Origin of the sequence: Rhodococcus sp. 06-156-4, from assembly GCF_002259345.1 — a bacterium.
Taxonomy (GTDB): Bacteria; Actinomycetota; Actinomycetes; order Mycobacteriales; family Mycobacteriaceae; genus Rhodococcoides; species Rhodococcoides fascians_E.
In genome coordinates this window covers 350,904-370,819 of record NZ_NPGB01000036.1, presented here as the reverse complement: position 1 = coordinate 370,819, position 19,916 = coordinate 350,904, and the positions used below count along the sequence as shown (strand labels likewise).

Here is a 19,916-nt window from a genome sequence, read left to right as displayed (position 1 = left end):
TCCGCCGTTCTCAGGGCGCGCCGAGAGCGAGTACCGCGACGTCGTCTTGAAGCCCGGACCCGAAGCTGTTCAACAGGCCGATCACATCGTCGACGATTCTCGCCGCGGTTGTCGGGGCCGCGTCGTTCGCGAACGTTTCGAGTGCTCCGGCGTCGTCGTAGCGCGCCTTCCCCGGTCCGACGTGCGCCTCGGTGAGACCGTCGGTGTAGAGCAGAAGCACGTCTCCAGCTTCCAGGATCACGTCGGCGGCCCTGAATTGTGCGGTTCGAAGTGCTCCGACGAGTTGGCCACCGATGGTGTCGATGTACTCGGCACTGCCGTCGGCCCGCAGGTGCAATGCCGGGGGGTGACCGCCGCTCGCGAGCCGGATGGTTGTCGTCTTTTCGTCGACTGCTGGGGTGATGGTGCCGAAAAGCACTGTGCAGAAGCGTGGGTCGTCCCCGCGAAACTCGTGGTACAGAACGGTGTTGAGATTTTGAAGAACAGTGATCGGGTCGCGGTCGAACACAGCCGCCGCCCGGAGCGTGTAGCGAGTCAACGACGTCACCGCTGCCGCTCCTGGGCCTTTGCCGCTCACGTCTCCGAGGAAGAATCCCCACGTGGACTCGTCGAGGGGAAAGACGTCGTAGAAGTCGCCGCCGACTTCCTCGATGACCGCGTGGTGATAGTAGGCCGCCACGTCGGTTCCTGCCGGGGAACTCAACACCGGAGGAAGAAGGGTGCGCTGCAGGGTCGTCGCGAGAATCTGTATCTGCGTGCGTTCGGCCTCGGCGACCTTGCGCGCGTCCTCAGCAGCTTCGAGCGCGTCCTGCGACCGTGTCAACGCGTCGGCGGTGGTGGCCTGCGCGGTGAGCGCCCCGTCGCGGGCCTCGATGAGGGTCTGTTCTCGAATTCGGTGCGAGGTCGCACTGTGCAGAGTGAACCTGATGGTGCTGTCGTCATCCTGGATGTCTCGATTGGCCATGACCAACATCGACAGGACCGAATCCGGACCGGTGACCAAGTCCGCGGTAGCGCCGACGGGAGTCTCGGTGTCGGCGTCAGGGCTCGCGCTGAGCAGGGCCGTCACCGTGTCCGCGCTGGAGTCCGCGAAAAGATCGTGGACGCGGCGCCCGACGACGTCGGACCATGCTCGGCCGATCGTCCGGCACACCGTCGCATTGGCGTATACGACGCACTGGCTGCTCGCCCGTATCGCCAGGTAGCCTGCCGGGGCGGTATCCAGAAAGCGCAGCGTGTCTGCGGGCATCACAGAAAGTCACTTCTGTACTGACAGCACTGGCTGGGCCCGCTGGTGCCGAGCGCACGAATTCGATACGCGTTCACACATTTGTTCTATCAGATCGGCGTGTGTGACAGCAGCCGACTGGCAAGGCGTCATCGCTGGGAGTGGTCGAGGTTCCAGGTCAGAGTGGTCGAAGTGCCGGATCCGTGATCGACGGCAACGTGATCGGTGATCGCGTCGGCGAGTTCCAGCCCGCGCCCGCGATGCGGGGTCGGCTCGGCGGGCTTCCAGGAACCGGTATCGGACACCGTCACCGTGAGCGCGGAGGCCTCGTGCACGGCGGTGAGTGTGAGCGGGCCAGGTGACGACACGTCGCGGTAAGCATGTTCGACGCTGTTGGCCATCACCTCGTACGACGCGAGCACCACGTCAGGGGCGATATCGGAGAGATGTCGCGCGTCGAGCCATTCATGGAGATTACGCCGCAGCTGGGCGGCGAGATCGGCGGTCGCGGGGTCACTGTGGGTCCACCGAGCCGAGGTGGGCTCGGGTGGTTCGACAATCACACGGGGCCGGACGGAGATGTTCGTAAAGAAGCCATGACGCCCGGTTACCCGAAAGTCGGCATTCGACGCATCGAGCGTGCGTGCAATCCGAAGAGCGTGTGCAGAAACTCGCTACGCGTAGCGTCGAGTCATGGTGAACGAGCCTGCGGGCGAGGCATTGGCCGTCGAATCGTCCGAGCAGGACGGTGTCACGGTGCTCGCCGTCACGGGCGAGCTGGATCTTGTCGGTGCGCCGAAGTTGGCGGACCGCGCCTATTCGGTCGCTGCGCAGGCGGTGCACGGACTCGTGATCGATCTCACCGGCGTGCATTTTCTGTCCTCGAGCGGAGTCAGCGTGCTGGTTCGTACCGTCGATTCGCTTCCGTCCGGCGCCATGGGCGTATTGGTTGCCCCACATGCGGTTGTGCAGCGACCCATCTTGCTCAGTGGTCTGGATCGGGTGATCACGACAGTCGCCGACCGCCCCGCGGCGTTCGCGGCGATCGCCGCCACTCGGACGTAGATGTCGGCACCTCCTTGTAGGCTTGTTCGCGCGTGGTCTAGCCCGGTGCCCGCATCCTCAGACCCGACACGCTTCATCGCCACAAGGGAGTACACGTGCCCGCTCGAGACAGCACAGCTCGCTTCGACATCGGACGCGAGGTCGTCGGCAACGCCGTCGTCGTCGCCGTCACCGGCGACATCGACCTGGGTACCGCACCGTCCTTCGCGTCGGAGATCGACTCCGCGCTGACGCCCACACCGGCAGCACTGATCGTCGATCTCACCGGCGTGGGATTTCTCGGATCGAGCGCGATGACCGTCCTGGCGGCAGCGCACGACCGAATGGGCGAGCTCACCACCATTACCGTGGTCGCCGATGGCACCGCCACTCGTCGCCCTCTCGAACTGCTCGGGCTGGGGTCCGTGATGGCCATTCACTCGACGCGCGAGGACGCGCTCGCCGCTGTCGAAGCCGGCTGATATCTCGGCTCACCACGCCGAGGTTCTTCATCCTGAACCTGGCCGCGTACTGCGCGACCACATCATCGCGGCAACCCGCCGCGGACTTACGTATGCCCAGCTTCAATGGGCGTTATCGTTCCGTTACTTTTCGTTATACATCTGTGACATACGTAGGGACGAGTCCGACATGCCGCGTCGACACAGTTGGTGGGGAAGAACGAAGTTGGTCGGCGATCGATACAAGTCCGATGCCGGCTTCATCCGAACGCCCCGTGCGAATACGGGAAACGAGACCGACTACGGCACATGACATCTCGCTAGGAGTCCTACATGACTGCAGTTCTTTTCGGGTCCATCAGCACGCTGGCCGACACGTCGGAACTTCAGCGCCGAGCATTCAACGAGGCGTTCGCGTCGCACGACCTGGATTGGAACTGGTCGCGCGAGGACTACTCGGCGATGCTGACGAGTAACGGCGGCGCCGGACGGATCGCCCAGTTCGCCTCGTCTCGTGGAGAGCAAGTCGATTCCGACGCCGTCCACGCAACCAAATCCGATATCTTTCAACGTCTTCTGGCAACCGAAGGTATCGAGCCCCGCCCCGGCGTTCTCGACACCGTAGCCGGCGCGCGAGAGCACGGCTACAAGCTCGGCCTCGTCACGACCACATCCACGGAAAATGTCAGTGCGCTGCTGAATGCATTCGAGAAACTCGGCACCGAGTCCTTCGACATCGTTGTGGACAAAACCTCCGTGTCCGAGGTCAAGCCCGACCCCGAGGTGTACCGGTTCGCCATCGACGGTCTCGGCGAGAAGGCGGACGATTGTATTGCCATAGAGGACAACGTCGGTGGAGTCGAGTCGGCGACGGCGGCGTCCATCCGATGCATCGCTTTCCCGAACGCGAACACCGTCGGCGGAGACTTCTCGGCTGCTTTGAAGACTGTCGATCGGCTCGAACCCGACCAGCTCGCTCAGTGGGCCAAGGGCCGCGCGTGAACGTTCGACGCGAGAACGAAAGGACATCCCGATGAGCAACATGCAAGCTAGCGTGACGGCATCCGACCGGGCGTTTCACGTCGAAGGGTACGAGCGGATCGAATACGATCTGGTGTACGTCGATGGCGTCTTCGATGTCACCAATACCGAACTGGCCGAGAGCTATCAGCCGTACGGTCGGTGCCTGTTGGTTGTGGACGAGGCTGTTCGTTCGCTGTACGGCGACCGCGCCCAGGCGTATTTCGATCACCATGGCATCGCGCTGACCGTCGTACCGGTCACCATTGCCGAGACCGCCAAGTCGCTCGAGACCTTCGAGCGCATCGTGGGCGAATTCGATGAGTTCGGACTGGTCCGCACCGAACCCGTGCTCGTGGTCGGAGGTGGCCTCACCACCGACGTTGCCGGGTTCGCGTGCGCCAGTTATCGACGCAACACCCCGTACATCCGCATACCCACCACGCTGATCGGCCTGATCGACGCGAGCGTGTCCATCAAGGTCGCTGTCAACTACAACAAGCACAAGAATCGCCTCGGCGCTTACCATGCTTCGCAGAAGGTTTTGCTGGACTTCTCGTTCCTCGCGACCTTGCCCGAGGACCAGATCCGCAACGGCATGGCCGAATTGATCAAGATCTCGGTGGTCGGCAACCAGACCATCTTCGACATGCTCGACGAGCACGGACCCGAATTGTTGGCAACGAAGTTCGGGCACTCGGGCGGTACGCCGGAGATGCGCGACATCGCACATCGCCTGACCTACCAGGCGATCGAGACGATGCTCGAGCTCGAGGCGCCCAACCTGCACGAGATCGAACTGGACCGTGTCATCGCCTTCGGCCACACCTGGAGCCCGACGCTCGAACTGACGCCTCCCCAGCCCTTCTTCCACGGGCACGCGATCAACATCGACATGGCGTTGTCCACCACCGTCGCCGAGCAACGAGGTCTGATCTCGACGGCCGACAGAGATCGCATCCTGGGCGTCATGAACCGGCTTGGTCTGGCGTTGGACAGCGATCATCTGACGCCCGAGCTGCTGACCGCGGCCACCGCGTCGATCCTGAAGACCAGGGACGGCATCCTGCGCGCCGCGGTTCCCGATCCCATCGGTTCGTGTCGATTCCTCAACGACCTGACCACCGCCGAGCTGGCGGACGCCTTGGCCTTGCACAAGAAGGTCTGCCTCGATTTCGACCGTGGGGGAGAGGGAATCGCCATGTTCACCGGTGGTTCCGATGACTGATGGGGTTCTGCGTACCTCTCGACCGGTGACACCGACGACGATCCTGGGCAGGGAGCTGCGCGAACTCGCCCGGGCCTACGACAGCGGAGAGACCGGCGAGGACTTCGCACAGCGGTTGCGTCGCGCCCGGGACCTGGCAGACGGTCTCGATCCGTACCTCGACACGCACACCACTCCCGAATCGCCCGCTCTCCAGGACCTTTCCCGGCGTACGCAGGGAATGGACTGGGATTCCCGGACAGTGGTGTCCGGATCCGGTCCGTTGGAGCAGGAGATGCTGTCCGGGCACGTCGAAGGTCAGGTGCTCAAGTTCCTGGTGCACACGACCGGCGCTCGACGGGTCCTGGAGATCGGTATGTTCACCGGATACTCCGCGCTGGCCATGGCGGAGGCGTTGCCCGACGGCGGCACGGTGGTCGCGTGCGAGGTCGACCGGTTCGTTGCGGACTTCGCACGTGAGTGCTTTTCGTCGTCGCCGGTCGGTCACCGGATATCGGTCGAGGTAGGGCCGGCACTGGACACCCTCGGCAGACTTGCAGCAGAGTCGGCTCAGTTCGACCTGGTGTTCATCGACGCGGACAAGACCGGATACCTCGAGTACTACCGTCGTCTTCTGGACACCGATCTACTGGCACCGGGGGCGGTGATCGCAGTCGACAACACGCTGCTTCAGGGCACTCCCTATGCGGACCCGGCGCACCGGACCGTCAACGGCGACGCCGTCGACGCGTTCAACACCTTCGTGACCGAGGATTCGCGCGTCGAGCAGGTTCTCCTTCCGCTACGCGACGGTGTCACGTTGATACGACGAGTGGAGGCTTAGCCCACCATGCAGTTCAGAGCCTTGGCTCGCACGGTCGGTGCACTCGGTGCGCTGACGGTCACCCTCCCCATCGATCTGATCGTCGTGGCGCTCGCGCTGCTCGATCAGCGTCGCGTGGCCGCCCCGACGTCGGGACGGACGGTCATGGTGAGCGGTGGAAAAATGACCAAGGCTCTGAGCTTGGCGCGTGCTTTCCACCGCGCGGGCCATCGTGTGGTCCTCGTCGAGTCGTCGAAGTATCGGTTCACCGGCCACCGGTTCTCGCGCGCGGTGGACGCGTTCCACTGTGTTCCCGAACCGACGGACCCCGGGTATGCGCGCGCCCTGCGAGATGTGGTGCTTCGTGAGCAAGTCGACGTCTTCGTCCCGGTCGCGAGCCCTGCCTCCAGCGTGCCGGACGCCGATGCTGCGGCGCTGCTCGGCGATCTCTGCGAGGTGGTGCACGCCGACCCCGAGACTGTGCGCATGTTGGACGACAAGTCCACCTTCTCGGAGGCAGCCGCGTCGATGGGTCTGTCGGTGCCGGATTGGAGGCGCATCACGTCGGTCGACGACATCGCCTCGTTCGACTTTCCTCCCGGGCGCGAATACATCCTGAAACAGATCGCGTACAACCCCGTCGGCAGAATGGATTTGACGCGTCTGTCTAGCGCGACACCGCAGCGAAACATCGAATTCGCACGCACCCTGGACATCTCCGAGAGCAACGCGTGGATCCTGCAGGAATTCATCTCGGGACAGGAGTACTGCACCCACGGCACCGCCCGCGACGGGAATCTCACCGTGTACGCGTGCTGCACATCATCCGCGTTCCAGGTGAATTACGAAATGGTCGACGTGCCCGAAATCCGGTCCTGGGTCGAGACTTTCGTCGGCGAACTCGGTGTCACCGGGCAGCTGTCCTTCGATTTCATCCAGGCCGCGGACGGCCGGGTGTACGCGATCGAGTGCAACCCGCGCACGCACTCCGCGATCACGATGTTCTACGACCAGGACTTGCTGGCCCAGGGATATCTGGGACGAGTCGAGTCGGCAGTGCTTCCGACGCGCGAATCCAAGCCGACGTTCTGGACCTACCACGAGGTGTGGCGATTGCTGACCGAGCCAAATCGTCGGCACCGGCTTCGCATCATCGTGGAGGGGACAGACGCCATCTTCGCGCGGTGGGATCCACTCCCGTACTTGCTCGTTCACCACCTACAGATTCCGGTCCTGCTGGTGAAGAGTGCAGTGTCCGGGCGCAGTTGGTCTCGAATCGACTTCAACATCGGAAAACTCGTCGAGCAGGGAGGAGACTGATGCCGACGACTGTGCTCGTACTGGCGGGCTCGCCCGTCGACCAGTTCCACGTCGATCTCTCCACGGTCTACGCTCAGGGATTTCTGAACGCGATCGACGGTAATCCCGACTACCGCGTTCACATCGCCGTCGTGACACCGGGCGGTCACTGGCAGATCGTCGATCGTCTCGACGCGCTGAATCAGGCCGAGGTGAGGACCGTCGGGCAAACAATGGAGTGGGCGAACACAGCAGGCATCGACGTCGTCGTTCCACAGATGTTCTGCCGACCCGGAATGACCAGCTACCGAGCGATGTTCGACTTGCTGTCCATCCCGGTTCTCGGCAATCGACCGGAGACAATGGCCATGACCGCGGACAAGGACGTCGCGCGAGCGATCGTGGAGGCGGCAGGCGTTGCGGTACCGCGCGGTGAAGTCCTCCGATCGGCCGGAAGCACCACGGTGCCGTTCCCGGTGGTCGTCAAACCGGTGGACGCCGACAACTCGGTAGGTGTCGAGTTGGTCAGGGATGCCGGAGGTCTCGATGATGCCGTTCGTGCTGCGCTGGGTCACTCGGACGGTGCTCTGGTGGAAACGTACGTTCCGCTCGGCCGGGAGGTCCGCTGTGGAATCCTCTCTCGTGACGGTGAATTGATGTGTCTGCCGCTGGAGGAGTACGCAGTCGGTGGGTCGAACCCGATTCGAAGTTCCGCGGACAAGCTGAACCGCACCGACGAGGGTGACCTGTACCTGGTCGCCAAGGATTCGAGCAAGGCCTGGATCGTCGACGTCGACGACCCGATCACGGAAAAGGTATGGGCGGCTGCCCGTGTCGCCTATCGCGCTCTCGGTTGTCGACACTACGGATTGTTCGATTTCCGCATCGATCCCGACGGCAATCCCTGGTTTCTGGAAGCCGGGCTGTATTGCTCCTACTCGCCGGGCAGCGTCGTTGCGGTCATGGCTCGCGAAGCAGGGATCTCGGTGACCGAACTGTTCGAGCTGTCGCTGCGCGAACTCGACAGAGAAAGGGTCCGATCGTGAACAGTGAAGTTCTGCACCCTCTGGGAGTGCGCGTCACCGACGTTGCGGTCGGCCCACTCGGCCCCTCGGACGTCGATGCTCTACGGCACCTGCTCGCCGAGCACGGCGCCGCCGTACTGCCGGGCCAGCATGTCGGGAACGACGAATTCGCGGCCTTCCTCGAAAGCCTCGGGGACTTGATGTTCACCGAAGGCGAGACGCCCGTCGAGGGATACCCGGACCTCAATGTCATCACCAACGTCGGGCGAACAACCCCGCCGAAATCGACCTTTCACGTCGACACCACCTACATCCCCGTCCCACCGGCGTACACCGCTCTTCGAGCGGTCGAAGTACCGAGGGACGGTGGGCAGACACTGTTCAGCAACCAGTATCGCGCCTACGACACACTCACCGCCGAGGACAAGAAACTCGTCGAACACGCGACCGTCACCCACACCGTCACCGGACTCGACGGCATCGAAGGATCAGCCGAGCATCCACTGGTTCTGAGGCACCCGGTGACAGGTCGCACAGCGCTGTACCTCACCGCTCCCGCGCGTTGTACTGCCGTGTCCGGGTCGACGGCCGACGAAGCGTCGCACCTCATCAGGCGCCTCGTCGACCACTCGACCCGTGAGGACAACGTCCTGCGCCATTCCTGGTCCCCTGACGACGTCGTCATCTGGGACAACCGATGCGTCATGCACAAAGCCGATCACACCGGCGTCGTCGGGAACCGGGTCATGCACCGCGGCATGGCCGGCGATCGTCTGGCACGCGCGCGCTGATCCAAGCAACACGAGCACTTCCTCGTTCACCGATGAGTTCTGCCGTCGGTGCCGGTCGGTACCAGCACGGGACAAGTGGCTGCGCGCTGTAGGGAGTGAACGAAATGGGTGACGTGGAGAGGATCGAACAGGAGCTTCGTGCACTGTCGAGTCCGGACCAGGTGGATCTGATTGCCCGTCGAGTCGATCGGAACCAGATCATCGGGGTTCGCATGGGATCGGTCTTCGGTCTGGCGAAGGCGAACTGGCGGCTGGACTTGGGCACGGTCCGAGAACTCGTGCAGTCCAACTGGTTCGAGGTTCGCATGGTCGGGGTCAGCATTCTCGACGCACGTGCACGGAAAGGCAGTGCGGCCGATACCGAGCGGACGGACTTGTACGAGCTGTACCTGGACGAGCATGCGCACATCGATACATGGGATCTGGTGGATCGAGCTGCGCCGCGCGTGGTCGGACAGTATCTGCTCGACAGGCCGAAGGAGCCTCTGCACGTCCTCGCCGGCTCGGCCAACCTGTGGGAACGGCGGACGTCGATCGTCGCCTGTTACTGGCTGATCCGAAACGGCGAACTCGACGATCCATTGCGCATTCTGGAAACCCTGATCGACGACCCGGAAGTGTTCGTCCACACCGCGCTCGGAACTGCGTTGCGGGAAGTAAAGCGCGCAGACCCGGCAAGGGCGGACGAGTTCCATCGGACGCTCGGCAGCCGCCTGCACCCGGCCGCTCGACGTGCGATGAAGGTCGGCCGCACATGAGCTGTCCGTCGGCGTTGTGTTCTCGGCACGAGGTCAGGGCGTGGATCAGTTCGTGACGAAGTCCCCGAGTACGGGTAACCGTGACGCCGACCGGTTTGCCAACGTAGGCACGCACCCGAGAAGTCCCTTCGTGTAGGGGTGGGTAGCGCCCGAGACGATGGTGGTCGACGGTTTCTGCTCGACGAGCTCTCCTCGGTACATCACGAGCATCGTGTCGGAGAATTCCAAGCAGAGTTTGATGTCGTGGCTGACGACCAGGAGCGCTGTTCCCTCCTCGCGCGTGAGATCCTGCAACAACTCCATCGTTCCGCGCGCAAGTGACGCGTCGAGCGCGCTGGTTGGTTCGTCGGCGATCAGGAGCCTGGGTGACCCGCACAGCGCCAGCGCCGTCATGACCCGCTGCCTCATTCCTCCGGACAGCTCGTAGGGACGACTGCGCATCACTCGGCCGACGTCGTGCAGACCGACCTTGTCGAGCCAATGCGCGGTGACATCTGCACGTGCGCGACGACCGGTGACACCTGCCCCGGCGAGAACGTGGCTGAACTGGCCGCCGATGGTCCACACAGGATCGAGAGCGGTCATCGCATCCTGGAACACCATGGCGATACCGTCGGTCCGGCTCGGAACGCTGCGCCTCGTACTCGGCTGTTGCGGCACACCCTCGAATTCGAGGGTGTCCGACACGACGGACGCGCCACTCGATGCGCCGATCAGCCCGGCGATCGTCATGGCCAGTGTCGACTTCCCCGAACCCGACTCGCCGACCAGGGCAACCCGCTCACCGGGAGCGATGTCGAACGAGACGTCCTTCACCGCGGCGACGGCCGACGTCCCCGTGCCGTATGTCACAGAAAGATTCTTGATGCTGAGTACAGAATTGCTCGACGTGGACGTGTCAACCGCGTCGATTACTCGGTCCTGCACCGTGTTCGAGGAAATCGAGCGTTCCGCTGTTGTCGTCATTCATGCTCCCACCGAGGCGTCCGAAGAGGTCGATTACGTCGGTAATGCTTCATCAGGGGTGTTTCCCAGACCGATCCCGTTGGTAAACAACGTATTACGCGGACCGAATCGGTCGCTTGATGCTGTGCTGACCTGGGAAATCGCACATACTCGTGCGTTCATGTGCCGCTGGATGACCAGCGGCACTGCGGCCCCATTCCGATAGACTCGTCGAACCGGTTGATCTCATCGTCGCGGCCAACCCGTCTCCCTGTCGTTCGATTCTGCGTGCGAACGTTTATCACCGAAAGGCCTCGACAGCATGACCCGTCCCTTTTTCGACAACGAGTTCGGCATCGTCGCAGCGCATCGCCGTCGCCAGGCGGACGAGCAGCGCGCACGGTATCTGCGTGCCCAAGCTGCACGTCAGGAGAAGTTCGTCACGTCGCCGCGCCGCGTCTACGAGCTGATTCGTTCAGGAATTCGTCGCGGAACGATGCCGCACGACGAGACCCTGTCGGAGCAGCATTTGATCGACACGCTCGGGGCGACCCGAAACGCGGTGCGCAAGGCATTGCAGATGCTGGCCGACGATGGTGTGGTGCTCCGTGCCCGTCGAGCTGGGACGTCTGTCGCTCACGACATCGTTGCGGTCCGCGATGGAGAGGTCGGCCCGCGTGCCTGGGCTGGAATGCCGGACGAAGGCCGACTGACCGTGGATACACTCGAATGCCGCAGGATTGCCGCGCCTGCGGTACTGCAGAACTTCATCGGCACCGAGGTGGACACTGTGGTGTTGCTCGAGCAGGTGGGGCGGATGGGGGGCAACCCGTTGTATCTCCGCGTTGGATACTGCATCACCGATTTCGAGATCGAAGAATTCATCACCCGTATCGAGAGCAACCATTCCGAGTACCCGCCGATAGCTGTGGCGCACAATCGGATCTTCGGCACCGTCTACGGCGGCAGCAGTTCGGTTGTGGAGGCGATCTCATGCCAGGAACGTGCGGCGGAGCTGCTGGACATGCAGGTCGGTGCGCCGGTGCTGTTGCGGGAACTGATCACCAGAGACTCCGAGGGACGCCCGGCAGAGCTGAGCTTCACACACTTTCGTGCCGATCGCGTGGCGATAATCGGATCCGCCGACCAACACGGAATGTCTCCGCACCTGTGATCGACAGCAACGGAGCCGGCACTGGTGCCGGCTCCGTTGCTGTCCAGTAGGACAGCGGCTTTCGAGACGTGGGTCAGAAGTCCAGCAGGTTGCTTCGGAAGTGCCTGTGCGCGTAGCCGTCACGCACCAATCCTCGACGCCGCAGCGCTGGCACGAGCCCGTCGGTGACCTCGGTGTAGTAACGCCGACCGAGCCTTCCGGTCATCAGGAAACCGTCACCCCCGACAGCGTCGATCACCTCTTCCATTCGTTCGGCCACTGTCTCCGGAGTTCCGACCAGGGGGACCGACGTGATCGACCACGTCGCCGCGAGTTGCCGGAGCGTCTTCTCGGAGCCGTCCTCGTTGAACTTGCTGCCTCCGGATCCGGCGAGAAAATCCGCCAACGTGGTGCGGTGACCGTTGGTGGACAACGGCGGCGGGGGAGCGTCGATGTCCATGGTCGACAGATCGTTGCCCGTCACAGCCGACAGGTGCGCCAATGCCGCGTGCACTCGGCCGTCGGTCGCTTCCCTGGACCGAGCATCGAGCTCGGCTGCCTCGGCATCGGTTTCACCCAGGACCGGAGAAACGATGTACATGATCTTGATCGAGTCGGGATCGCGACCGGCGTCGGATGCCATCGTTCGTACGTCGTCGCGGTAGGCCTTCATCGCCTCGATGCCTTGAGCCTGACAGATGATGGTGTCCGCGTTGCGTGCCGCGAACGCGCGTCCACGGGGTGAACCGCCTGCCTGGCATATCACCGGACGCCCCTGCGGCATCGGGAGCGTGTTCAGCGGCCCCCGCGTGCGATGAAACTTTCCGACGTAGTTCGCATCGTGGACCTTGGTGTGGTCCGCGTACGTACCCGACTCGCGGTCCAGTACCACCGCGTCCGGTTCCCACGACTTCCACAACGCGTCGACTGCTTCGACGAACTCCTCCGCGCGCTCGTATCGTTCGTCGTGCGGTGGCAGGGCGTCCATTCCGAAGTTCTGCGCAGCGCGATCCTCGCTGGAGGTCACCACGTTCCACCCGACTCGTCCGTGCGACATGTGATCCAGCGTCGAGACGGTACGCGCGAGCAGATACGGGGGATAGAAACTTGTCGACATCGTCGCGACGATCCCGAGCCGGGAGGTCGCGGCTGCGAGCATCGGAACGAGGGCTACCGGATCGTGTTTGGGCGCGTACTGAGCCTTGGCGAGGTCGAACTCGGTTGTCCCACCGTAGATGTCGGACACCATCGATGAGTCCTCAAGCATCAGGTAATCGAAGCCCGCGCGTTCGAGAGCCCGCGCCATCTCCACATGGAAGCGTCCGTCCGCCCAGGAATCGGCGTCGGACCCGGTCCAATGCGATGTCCACACCGGAGGACGGAAGCTGGTGAACCAACCGAGGTGCATCCGCGGCGTGCTCATCGCGCACCTGCCAGGTGCTCACGGAGGCTCTGGCCTCGGAACCCGGTGCCGGCGACGCCGCGGCGACGAAGCTCTGGCATCAATCCGTCGCACACGTCGTCGACGTATCGCCGGTTCAGCACACCGCCACCACCGCCGAAGAACAGGAACCCGTCACCACCGACCTCCTCGATGACGCTTTCCATTTCGTCGGCTACCGATGCAGGCGTCCCGACGAGCCTGAGCGACTCTGTTCGTTCTGCCGCGACAGTCTCGCGGATGGTCCGTCCTGCCGCCCAGGTACGTAGATTCTCCAAGATGCTGGTGCTCCCCTCGGTGTGCAGATCGTCCGGAATCGGCTGGTCGACGTCGAACCGAGAGAAGTCGATGTCGCCGGACAGCATGATCAGACGCCGCGCAATCGCGGCGTCGGTGGGCTCGTAGTAACGCTCCGCGCGACGGCGTGCGTCCTTCTCGGTCTCGCCCAGGATGGGCGTCACCATGTACAGAACCTTGACATCGTCCGGATTTCGGCCGAAACCAGCTGCGCGCGAGCGAATCGTGTCTCGATACGTACGCATCGCAGCGCGGCCCTTCGGCGCGGACACCACGAGATCGGCGACACGGGCAGCCAGATCGATGCCCGACGGGGACGCTCCCGCCTGACAGATGACGGGTTTGCCCTGAGGACTCGGCAGTGTGTTCAGCGGACCGCGAACCTTGAAGTGCTTACCGGCGTGGTCGATGGTGCGAACTTTGGTGTGATCGACGTAGGACTCCAAGCCAGGGTGAATCGGCGACGCGGCGTCGCCGTCCCAGGACGCCCACAGGGCGTTGGCCACGTCGACGAACTCCTCGGCGATCTCGTATCGTTCGTCGTGGCCAGGGAGGGTGTCGTGGCCGAAGTTCTGAGCCGCTCGGTCGCCGGTCGAGGTGACGATATTCCAGCCGATTCGGCCGTGACTGAGGTGATCGAGGGTGGAGAGCAACCGTGTCAGCAGAAATGGGGGATAGAAGCTCGTCGATGCGGTGACGACGATGCCGATGTCGTCGGTCTCGTACGCGAGTCTCGATGCCAGAGCCATCGGATCATGCTTGGGTGCCCTCGGTGTCCACTTGAGTTCGGATTCGAACGTGCCCCCGTAGATGTCGGTGAGCGCGGTCGAGTCCTCGAGCATCACGAAGTCGATTCCCGCTCGCTCGAACTTCCGCACGATGTCGACAGCGAAAGATCCGTCTGCCCAGTCCGTTCCGCCGGTTCCTGCCCACGGGCCCGTCCAGTCCGGGACGAGATAGTTGGTGAACCAGCCGAGGGTGAACGGTGTTGACATCTCTCCTCATTTCTCGAGCGGTGCTCGCGATGTTCCTTGGTCGGTAAAGATCTGATGGACGACGCCGAGGTCGCGGATTCGTCGGTGACGACCACCTTGGAATCCGGGGTCGCCGTTCCGTTGGTTCGCCATGGCCGGAGCGCAAGCAGAACGGCCAGTATTGCCACGGGAACGCTTGCGGTGAATGCCAGGGAGTAGGAGGTCTGCGCGGCCACTGCACCGGCGACGAGTGGGCCGAGCATGGTTCCGACGTCGAAGGTCACCTGGTACACGGCGATCGGCGTTCCTCCCCGCCCGTGCAGTACGTCTCCTACCGTTGCAGCACTCGCCACCATTGCGAATGTTCCGCCGATACCCCACAGGATCATGGTCGAGACGAGCACCAACAGGGTCGGGAAGACAGCGAGCAGAACGATGCCGAGCAAGATCAAGGCCGATCCTGCGGCCAGCATCGGGCGACGCCCCCATCGGTCGACGAGGATCCCGGCGGGTTTGACCACGACGATCTGTACGATCGCACCGACGACCAGGACCAACCCCGAGACGAACGGGCTCCCACCGATGACGGTTGCGACGAACAGTGGAACGAGAGTGAAGCGAACGCCGTTGCCTATCCACCCGTTGGCGAAGTTGGACGAGATCGCCGCGCGAAAGCCGGGATGACTAAGCGCGTCCAGCAGACTCATCTGCTCGGGTCGCGTGGACAGGTCGTGCTCGACGCCGGCTGCCGCGTCCTTGCGGTCGCTGGATCGGAACGCCAGCCACACCACTGCAACTCCGACTATCAGGGTGATCGCGTGCGTCAGGAAGGGGGCTCGCAGTGATACCAGGGCGACGGCACCCCCGATAACCGGACCGAGTACCCCGCCGATCAGGAAACCCGACTGGAACACCGACGCCGTACGCCCTCCGCTCTCTGCTGTGCTGTAACGGAACAGCAGTTGCTGCCCCGATACGGTGAACATCGCCGTCCCGATTCCCCCGACCGCTCGGAGCAACAGCAGAGCCAGGAACGTGGGTGCGAAGGCCGCAGCCAGTGACGATGCCGCAGCGAGGAGCAGGCCGATCGTGAGTACCGTCCGCTCGTCGAAGCGGAGCAGGATGCGGCTCGCACCGAACGAGGCCAGCACGCGAGTGAACGCGTAGATGCTGACCACGGACGATGCAGCGAGGTCGCTGACACCGAAGTCCCGTGCGAACACGGGGATGACCGGTGCGACGACGCCGTACCCGAGCCCGATACACACGTTGACGAACGCCAATGCGTACACCGGGCCCGGCACGACCGAATCGCGTCGAGGGAAGCGCATCAGAACGACAGGAGGTTGTCACGGAAGTGCGCGTGCTCGTACTTCGTGCGTACGAGGCCGCGTCGCTGCAGTGCAGGCACCAACCCCTCGGTGATCTCGCCGACGTAGCGTCGTCCGATGCTGCCCGTGATGAGGAAGCCGTCGCCTCCGACGAAGTCCATCGTCTCGCCCATCTGCTCGGCGACCGAGTCGGGTGTTCCCACGTAGTGCACGTTCTTCATCGACCATCCGAGAGCAGCCTTGCGCGGCGTGTTTCCGTAGGAGAGGAAGTCGCCCAACGTCGTTCGATGTCCGTTGGTGGACAGTTCGGGAAACTCCTCGTCCAGTTCGTAACTCGAGAGGTCGATTTCGGTGAGGGCCGAGATGTGACCGAGTGCGGATTCGATACGTGAGTCGACGTCCGCAGTCATTCGTTCGACCTTCGCCCTCGCGTCGGCGTCGGTATCGGCAAGCACGGGTTGGGTGATGAACATGATCTTGCAGCTGTCAGGATCGCGTCCTGCCTTCTCCATTCGCATCCGGATGTCGTCCCGGAACGCCTTCATCGCGACAGGATCCTTGGCCGCGCTCAGAATGGTCTCGGCGTTGCGCGCGGCGAACTCCCGGCCGCGCGGTGAGCCGCCGGCTTGGCAGATCACCGGTTCACCTTGCGGGGACTTCGGAAGGTTCAGGGGGCCGCGCGAGGTGTGAAACTTGCCACGGAAATTGGTGACGTGCACCTTGGTGTGATCGACGTACGTGCCGCTCTCGCGGTCGAGCACCATCGCGTCGTCCTCCCACGATGCCCAGAGTTGCTTGACCAGATCGACGAATTCGTCCGCGCGTTCGTATCGTTGGTCGTGCTCGGCCAGCTTGTCCATACCGTAGTTCTGCGCAGCACGATCTTCGCTGGAGGTGACGACGTTCCAGCCGACACGGCCCTTGCTGACGTGGTCGAGCGTCGAGAAGCGGCGAGCGAGCAGCCACGGTGGGTAGAAGGATGTGGAGCAGGTTGCGATGACTCCGATGTGCTTGGTCGCGGCCGTCAGCACCGGCACCAGCGTGACCGGGTCGTGTTTGGGGGCGTAGAGGCCGTACTTCAGGTCGACGCGGGACGAGTTCTCGAAAGCATCCGAGACCATCGACGAATCCTCGAGCATGATGTAGTCGAAGCAGGCCCGCTCGAGTGCTCGCGCGAAGTCGACGTGCAGCTCACCGTTCGCCCACGTCTTGCCCTCGTCGCCGGCCCACGTGGTGTTCCACGGCGGATTGGAGAAGTTGGTGAACCACCCCAGATGAAATTTGGTCATTGCCGTGTACTCCTTGTTCTCGATTGTCGTTCGGATGAAAGGCGACGGACTCTCCGGATTTCCGACGGTTCGTCGTCTCGGACTCCGCGCAGTGTCGACGGAACACTGGCGGCGAGGGCGCTGCCCGCCATCATTGCGATTGCTACGACGAACCCTGTTGTCAGGGAGCTTGTTTCCGATGCCGGCAGCATGAGGGCGTCCCCGGAGTAGACGAGTTCGCGGAGCGCAGGAGGCAATGCCGACACGGCCAGGACCAACGCAAGCGCAGTGCTGACCGTCACCGCCGTGTTGTCCAGCGATACACGGAGCCCGTTCGCCATGCCGGATCGGTTGGGCGGTACGCCGACGTTGATTGCCGCAGCATTTGCGGTCTTGAAGATCGCACCGGTCAGTCCGAGCGCGAAGAGTACGACGACGACAGGCACATCCGCTGCAGGTCCGCCGATGTGCAGAGCCAACACCGTGAGTACGGCGGCCGTGCCGAGCGTGGAGGCCGTGGTCAGCACTCGCGTCCGTACGCGAGTCGCCAGCCGACCGGCGATCGGCGACATCATCGTCGTGCCGACCGCCAGTGCCGTGATCTGCAGTCCTGCCTCGATCGGACTCCGTCCTTCGACACTCTGGAGGTACAGGGACATCGTCACCGCCACTGCACCCTCGGCGATGGTGACGAGAAACGACGCGCTGTAGGCGCAGCCGCGGAAGCGGCTGGTCAGCAAGGCGGGATCGACGATCGGGTCGACGGTGCGCCGTTCCCACCACCAGAACAAGGGAAGGCCCAGGACGACCACGGCCAAGGGGAACAACGCGTGCACCGAACCGAACCCGACACTGCCACCACGGTTCACCCCGTAGACGAGGCATCCGAGCACAACCATCGATCCCACCGCACCGGCGTAGTCGAACCTCGCGACGCGGGGTGGCCGATCGGTCCGGCGCAATGTGATCGCGGCCCAGACCGTCCCGAGCACTCCGAGGGGTACGACGACTCCGAAGACGCCGCGCCACCCTGACGTTTCGGTCAGAACACCGCCCAGGAGCGGGCCGATCGAAACGGCGAGCGACATGATCGTGATGTTCCAACCGATTCCGATCGCCAGTTGCGCTGGCGCGAAGGCCTCGACCAGCAGCGCGGTGGTGTTGGTGATCACCGCGGCAGCGCCGACGCCCTGCACGACCCGTAACGCGATCACCAGAGCTGGATCGCTCGACAGTGAGATCACCGCACCACTGACCGTCAGCAGTGCGAGGCCCGCAAGGTAGACCGGCCGTCGGCCGAGGATGTCGGCTACCTTTCCCAGAACCAGAATGAAGACGGCGGTCGTCAGCAGATACGCGAGCATGAACCAATCGGTCTGCGCTGCAGAGGCGTTCAAGCCTGCGCTCATGTCCGGCAAGGCCACCGGCAGCATGCTCACCGAGACGAAGGTGATGCTCATGCCTAGCCCGGTGACGGACAGCACTCGCCACGGATAGTTGTCGGGGCGCGACGGTGGCCGCGCATCCACCGGCGTGTACGCCCCTGCAGCGTCGATCAGAAGTCCATCAGGTTGTCGCGGAACAACTCGTGCGCGTAGCCGTCGCGGATCAAGCCTCGCTTGCGCAGCTCGGGCGCCAGGCCGTCGGTGATCTCGCTGATGTACCTGCGGTGCACACTGCCGGCGATCAAGAATCCGTCCCCGCCGACCTCCGCTGCGATCTCACCCATCTGCTCGGCCACGGCGTCGGCCGTCCCGATCAGGTCTACTGACTTGCGGATGTCCGAGCTCGCTGCCTCGCGCAGAGTCATTCCGGTCGTGTTCGCTCCAATCAACGCCATCGTGCCGCGGCCTGCGTTGGTCTCCACCGAAGGAATCGGCGCATCCAGATCGAATTTCGAGAAGTCGATTCCGCTGGCGTAGGACATCGAGGCGAGGTTGACGTCGATGTCGTTGCGGAAGCCGGCGAGGATGCGTTCGTGCTTGTCCTCGGCCTCGCGCTGGGTCTCACCGAGAACGGGACTGACGATGAACATGATCTTGCACGAGTCGGGATCTCGGCCCTCAGCGACCATTCGTGCGCGAACGTCGTCACGGTACGTCTTCATCGCCTCGACGTTTTCGACCTGAGCCAAGATGGTTTCGGCGTGCTTGGCGGCGAATCCGCGTCCCGCCGGAGAGCCACCGGCTTGGCAGATCACCGGACGGCCTTGCGGCGTCGGCGTCGTGTTCAGCGGTCCACGAGACGAGTGATACGTGCCCTTGAAGTCGATGGCGTGGACCTTCTCGAAATCTGCGAACACTCCGGCCTCACGGTCGAGGCGCACGGAGTCCGGCTCCCACGATGCCCACAGCTGCTTGACAAGATCGATCCACTCGTCCGCCATCTCGTACCGGTGGTCGTGCTCGAACATCTCCTCGAACCCGAAATTCTGCGCGGTGCGCACGTTGTGCGAGGTGACGAGGTTGATGCCTGCTCGGCCGTGGCTGAGATGATCGAGCGTCGCAGCCGTGCGAGCTGCCATGTAGGGCGGATGGAAGGACGTCGTCATCGTGCCGATGAGCCCCAGGTGCTCTGTGAACTGGCTGAGGATGGGGAGCAGGGAGTGCGGATCCTGCTTCGGGACCGACCGTGCGTTGGCCAACCACCATTTAGCGTTGCCGCCGAACGAGTCCGGTACGAACGAGCCGTCCTCGAACATGATGTAGTCGAAGCCTGCACGTTCGAGTGCCCGCGTCATGTCGATGTAGAGTTCGGGGTGGTTCCATTCGGTACCGCCCTCACCCGACCACATCTGGTTCCACGACTGTACCTGCCAGCTCAGAAACCAACCCAAGTGGAACATGTGTCC

19 protein-coding genes are annotated in these 19,916 nt (G+C 63.5%); 10 read left to right on the top strand and 9 right to left on the bottom strand.

The annotated features are described in order from the left end of the window. Positions 1 to 10: 10 nt before the first annotated feature. Both CH290_RS26420 and CH290_RS26415 read right to left on the bottom strand, forming a co-directional pair. Entirely contained in the window at positions 11 to 1,249 is a 1,239-nt protein-coding gene (locus CH290_RS26420; protein WP_141216237.1) for a PP2C family protein-serine/threonine phosphatase, read from the bottom strand. 128 nt (positions 1,250 to 1,377) lie between these two features. Further along, on the bottom strand, positions 1,378 to 1,791 hold the full coding sequence (locus CH290_RS26415; protein ID WP_033189805.1) for an ATP-binding protein: 414 nt from the start codon (positions 1,789 to 1,791) through the stop codon (positions 1,378 to 1,380). Between the two features lie 130 nt (positions 1,792 to 1,921). Between CH290_RS26415 and CH290_RS26410 the strand changes: the two genes are divergently transcribed. From CH290_RS26410 to CH290_RS26370, 9 genes are all read left to right on the top strand, one after another. Then, positions 1,922 to 2,293 carry an STAS domain-containing protein gene (locus CH290_RS26410; protein WP_033189806.1) on the top strand — a complete coding sequence of 124 codons (372 nt, stop codon included), beginning with the start codon at positions 1,922 to 1,924 and terminating at the stop codon, positions 2,291 to 2,293. Positions 2,294 to 2,388: 95 nt separating this feature from the next. Next, positions 2,389 to 2,754, top strand: coding sequence for an STAS domain-containing protein (locus CH290_RS26405; RefSeq protein WP_019663382.1), 366 nt, complete (start codon positions 2,389 to 2,391; stop codon positions 2,752 to 2,754). 312 nt (positions 2,755 to 3,066) lie between these two features. Further along, entirely contained in the window at positions 3,067 to 3,735 is a 669-nt protein-coding gene (locus CH290_RS26400) for an HAD family hydrolase (RefSeq protein ID WP_033189807.1), read from the top strand. Between the two features lie 31 nt (positions 3,736 to 3,766). Beyond that, positions 3,767 to 4,981 (top strand): sedoheptulose 7-phosphate cyclase, encoded by a 1,215-nt coding sequence (locus CH290_RS26395; protein ID WP_033189808.1) that lies wholly within the window; start codon positions 3,767 to 3,769, stop codon positions 4,979 to 4,981. Beyond that, entirely contained in the window at positions 4,974 to 5,804 is an 831-nt protein-coding gene (locus tag CH290_RS26390) for an O-methyltransferase (RefSeq protein WP_033189809.1), read from the top strand. Before CH290_RS26395 ends, CH290_RS26390 begins: the two co-directional genes overlap by 8 nt. A gap of 6 nt (positions 5,805 to 5,810) precedes the next feature. After that, positions 5,811 to 7,103 (top strand): ATP-grasp domain-containing protein, encoded by a 1,293-nt coding sequence (locus tag CH290_RS26385; protein ID WP_033189810.1) that lies wholly within the window; start codon positions 5,811 to 5,813, stop codon positions 7,101 to 7,103. Next, positions 7,103 to 8,128, top strand: coding sequence for a D-alanine--D-alanine ligase family protein (locus CH290_RS26380; RefSeq protein WP_033189811.1), 1,026 nt, complete (start codon positions 7,103 to 7,105; stop codon positions 8,126 to 8,128). Before CH290_RS26385 ends, CH290_RS26380 begins: the two co-directional genes overlap by 1 nt. Further along, positions 8,125 to 8,898: a TauD/TfdA dioxygenase family protein gene (locus CH290_RS26375; protein WP_033189812.1), complete on the top strand. Its 774-nt coding sequence runs from the start codon at positions 8,125 to 8,127 to the stop codon at positions 8,896 to 8,898. Before CH290_RS26380 ends, CH290_RS26375 begins: the two co-directional genes overlap by 4 nt. A 104-nt stretch (positions 8,899 to 9,002) precedes the next feature. Beyond that, positions 9,003 to 9,656, top strand: coding sequence for a DNA alkylation repair protein (locus tag CH290_RS26370; RefSeq protein WP_033189813.1), 654 nt, complete (start codon positions 9,003 to 9,005; stop codon positions 9,654 to 9,656). Positions 9,657 to 9,701: 45 nt separating this feature from the next. On the opposite strand, the gene CH290_RS26365 is transcribed toward CH290_RS26370, so the two are convergent. Then, on the bottom strand, positions 9,702 to 10,508 hold the full coding sequence (locus CH290_RS26365) for an ABC transporter ATP-binding protein (protein WP_230593870.1): 807 nt from the start codon (positions 10,506 to 10,508) through the stop codon (positions 9,702 to 9,704). Between the two features lie 415 nt (positions 10,509 to 10,923). On the opposite strand from CH290_RS26365, the gene CH290_RS26360 reads away from it, so the two are divergent. Next, positions 10,924 to 11,775, top strand: coding sequence for a GntR family transcriptional regulator (locus CH290_RS26360; protein ID WP_020111275.1), 852 nt, complete (start codon positions 10,924 to 10,926; stop codon positions 11,773 to 11,775). 73 nt (positions 11,776 to 11,848) lie between these two features. Here CH290_RS26360 and CH290_RS26355 read toward each other — a convergent pair whose 3' ends face one another. The 6 genes from CH290_RS26355 to CH290_RS26330 all read right to left on the bottom strand — a co-directional run bounded on the left by CH290_RS26355 (position 11,849) and on the right by CH290_RS26330 (position 19,910). Next, the gene (locus CH290_RS26355; protein WP_033189814.1) at positions 11,849 to 13,177 is read right to left on the bottom strand and encodes an NtaA/DmoA family FMN-dependent monooxygenase; all 1,329 of its coding nucleotides are present in this window, start codon (positions 13,175 to 13,177) and stop codon (positions 11,849 to 11,851) included. After that, complete coding sequence (locus CH290_RS26350; RefSeq protein ID WP_020111273.1) at positions 13,174 to 14,370, bottom strand: NtaA/DmoA family FMN-dependent monooxygenase; 1,197 nt, start codon at positions 14,368 to 14,370, stop codon at positions 13,174 to 13,176. Before CH290_RS26350 ends, CH290_RS26355 begins: the two co-directional genes overlap by 4 nt. Next, on the bottom strand, positions 14,334 to 15,797 hold the full coding sequence (locus CH290_RS30825; RefSeq protein ID WP_052083199.1) for an MFS transporter: 1,464 nt from the start codon (positions 15,795 to 15,797) through the stop codon (positions 14,334 to 14,336). The genes CH290_RS26350 and CH290_RS30825 overlap by 37 nt, the downstream gene beginning before the upstream one ends. Continuing rightward, positions 15,797 to 17,086 carry an NtaA/DmoA family FMN-dependent monooxygenase gene (locus tag CH290_RS26340; protein ID WP_033189815.1) on the bottom strand — a complete coding sequence of 430 codons (1,290 nt, stop codon included), beginning with the start codon at positions 17,084 to 17,086 and terminating at the stop codon, positions 15,797 to 15,799. Before CH290_RS26340 ends, CH290_RS30825 begins: the two co-directional genes overlap by 1 nt. After that, positions 17,083 to 18,525, bottom strand: a complete 1,443-nt coding sequence (locus tag CH290_RS26335; protein ID WP_141216236.1) for an MFS transporter — start codon at positions 18,523 to 18,525, stop codon at positions 17,083 to 17,085. Before CH290_RS26335 ends, CH290_RS26340 begins: the two co-directional genes overlap by 4 nt. 95 nt (positions 18,526 to 18,620) lie before the next feature. Beyond that, the gene (locus CH290_RS26330) at positions 18,621 to 19,910 is read right to left on the bottom strand and encodes an NtaA/DmoA family FMN-dependent monooxygenase (protein WP_020111269.1); all 1,290 of its coding nucleotides are present in this window, start codon (positions 19,908 to 19,910) and stop codon (positions 18,621 to 18,623) included. Positions 19,911 to 19,916: the final 6 nt, after the last annotated feature.

Excerpts from the sequence above, each read along its gene's own strand:
- CH290_RS26420 (WP_141216237.1), bottom strand. The coding sequence starts at position 1,249 with ATGCCCGCAGACACGCTGCGCTTTCTGGATACCGCCCCGGCAGGCTAC.
- CH290_RS26340 (WP_033189815.1), bottom strand. The coding sequence starts at position 17,086 with ATGACCAAATTTCATCTGGGGTGGTTCACCAACTTCTCCAATCCGCCG.
- CH290_RS26355 (WP_033189814.1), bottom strand. The coding sequence starts at position 13,177 with ATGAGCACGCCGCGGATGCACCTCGGTTGGTTCACCAGCTTCCGTCCT.
- CH290_RS26330 (WP_020111269.1), bottom strand. The coding sequence starts at position 19,910 with ATGTTCCACTTGGGTTGGTTTCTGAGCTGGCAGGTACAGTCGTGGAAC.
- CH290_RS26390 (WP_033189809.1), top strand. The coding sequence starts at position 4,974 with ATGACTGATGGGGTTCTGCGTACCTCTCGACCGGTGACACCGACGACG.
- CH290_RS26335 (WP_141216236.1), bottom strand. The coding sequence starts at position 18,525 with ATGAGCATCACCTTCGTCTCGGTGAGCATGCTGCCGGTGGCCTTGCCG.
- CH290_RS26385 (WP_033189810.1), top strand. The coding sequence starts at position 5,811 with ATGCAGTTCAGAGCCTTGGCTCGCACGGTCGGTGCACTCGGTGCGCTG.
- CH290_RS26395 (WP_033189808.1), top strand. The coding sequence starts at position 3,767 with ATGAGCAACATGCAAGCTAGCGTGACGGCATCCGACCGGGCGTTTCAC.
- CH290_RS26400 (WP_033189807.1), top strand. The coding sequence starts at position 3,067 with ATGACTGCAGTTCTTTTCGGGTCCATCAGCACGCTGGCCGACACGTCG.
- CH290_RS26360 (WP_020111275.1), top strand. The coding sequence starts at position 10,924 with ATGACCCGTCCCTTTTTCGACAACGAGTTCGGCATCGTCGCAGCGCAT.
- CH290_RS26410 (WP_033189806.1), top strand. The coding sequence starts at position 1,922 with ATGGTGAACGAGCCTGCGGGCGAGGCATTGGCCGTCGAATCGTCCGAG.
- CH290_RS26380 (WP_033189811.1), top strand. The coding sequence starts at position 7,103 with ATGCCGACGACTGTGCTCGTACTGGCGGGCTCGCCCGTCGACCAGTTC.
- CH290_RS26370 (WP_033189813.1), top strand. The coding sequence starts at position 9,003 with ATGGGTGACGTGGAGAGGATCGAACAGGAGCTTCGTGCACTGTCGAGT.
- CH290_RS30825 (WP_052083199.1), bottom strand. The coding sequence starts at position 15,797 with ATGCGCTTCCCTCGACGCGATTCGGTCGTGCCGGGCCCGGTGTACGCA.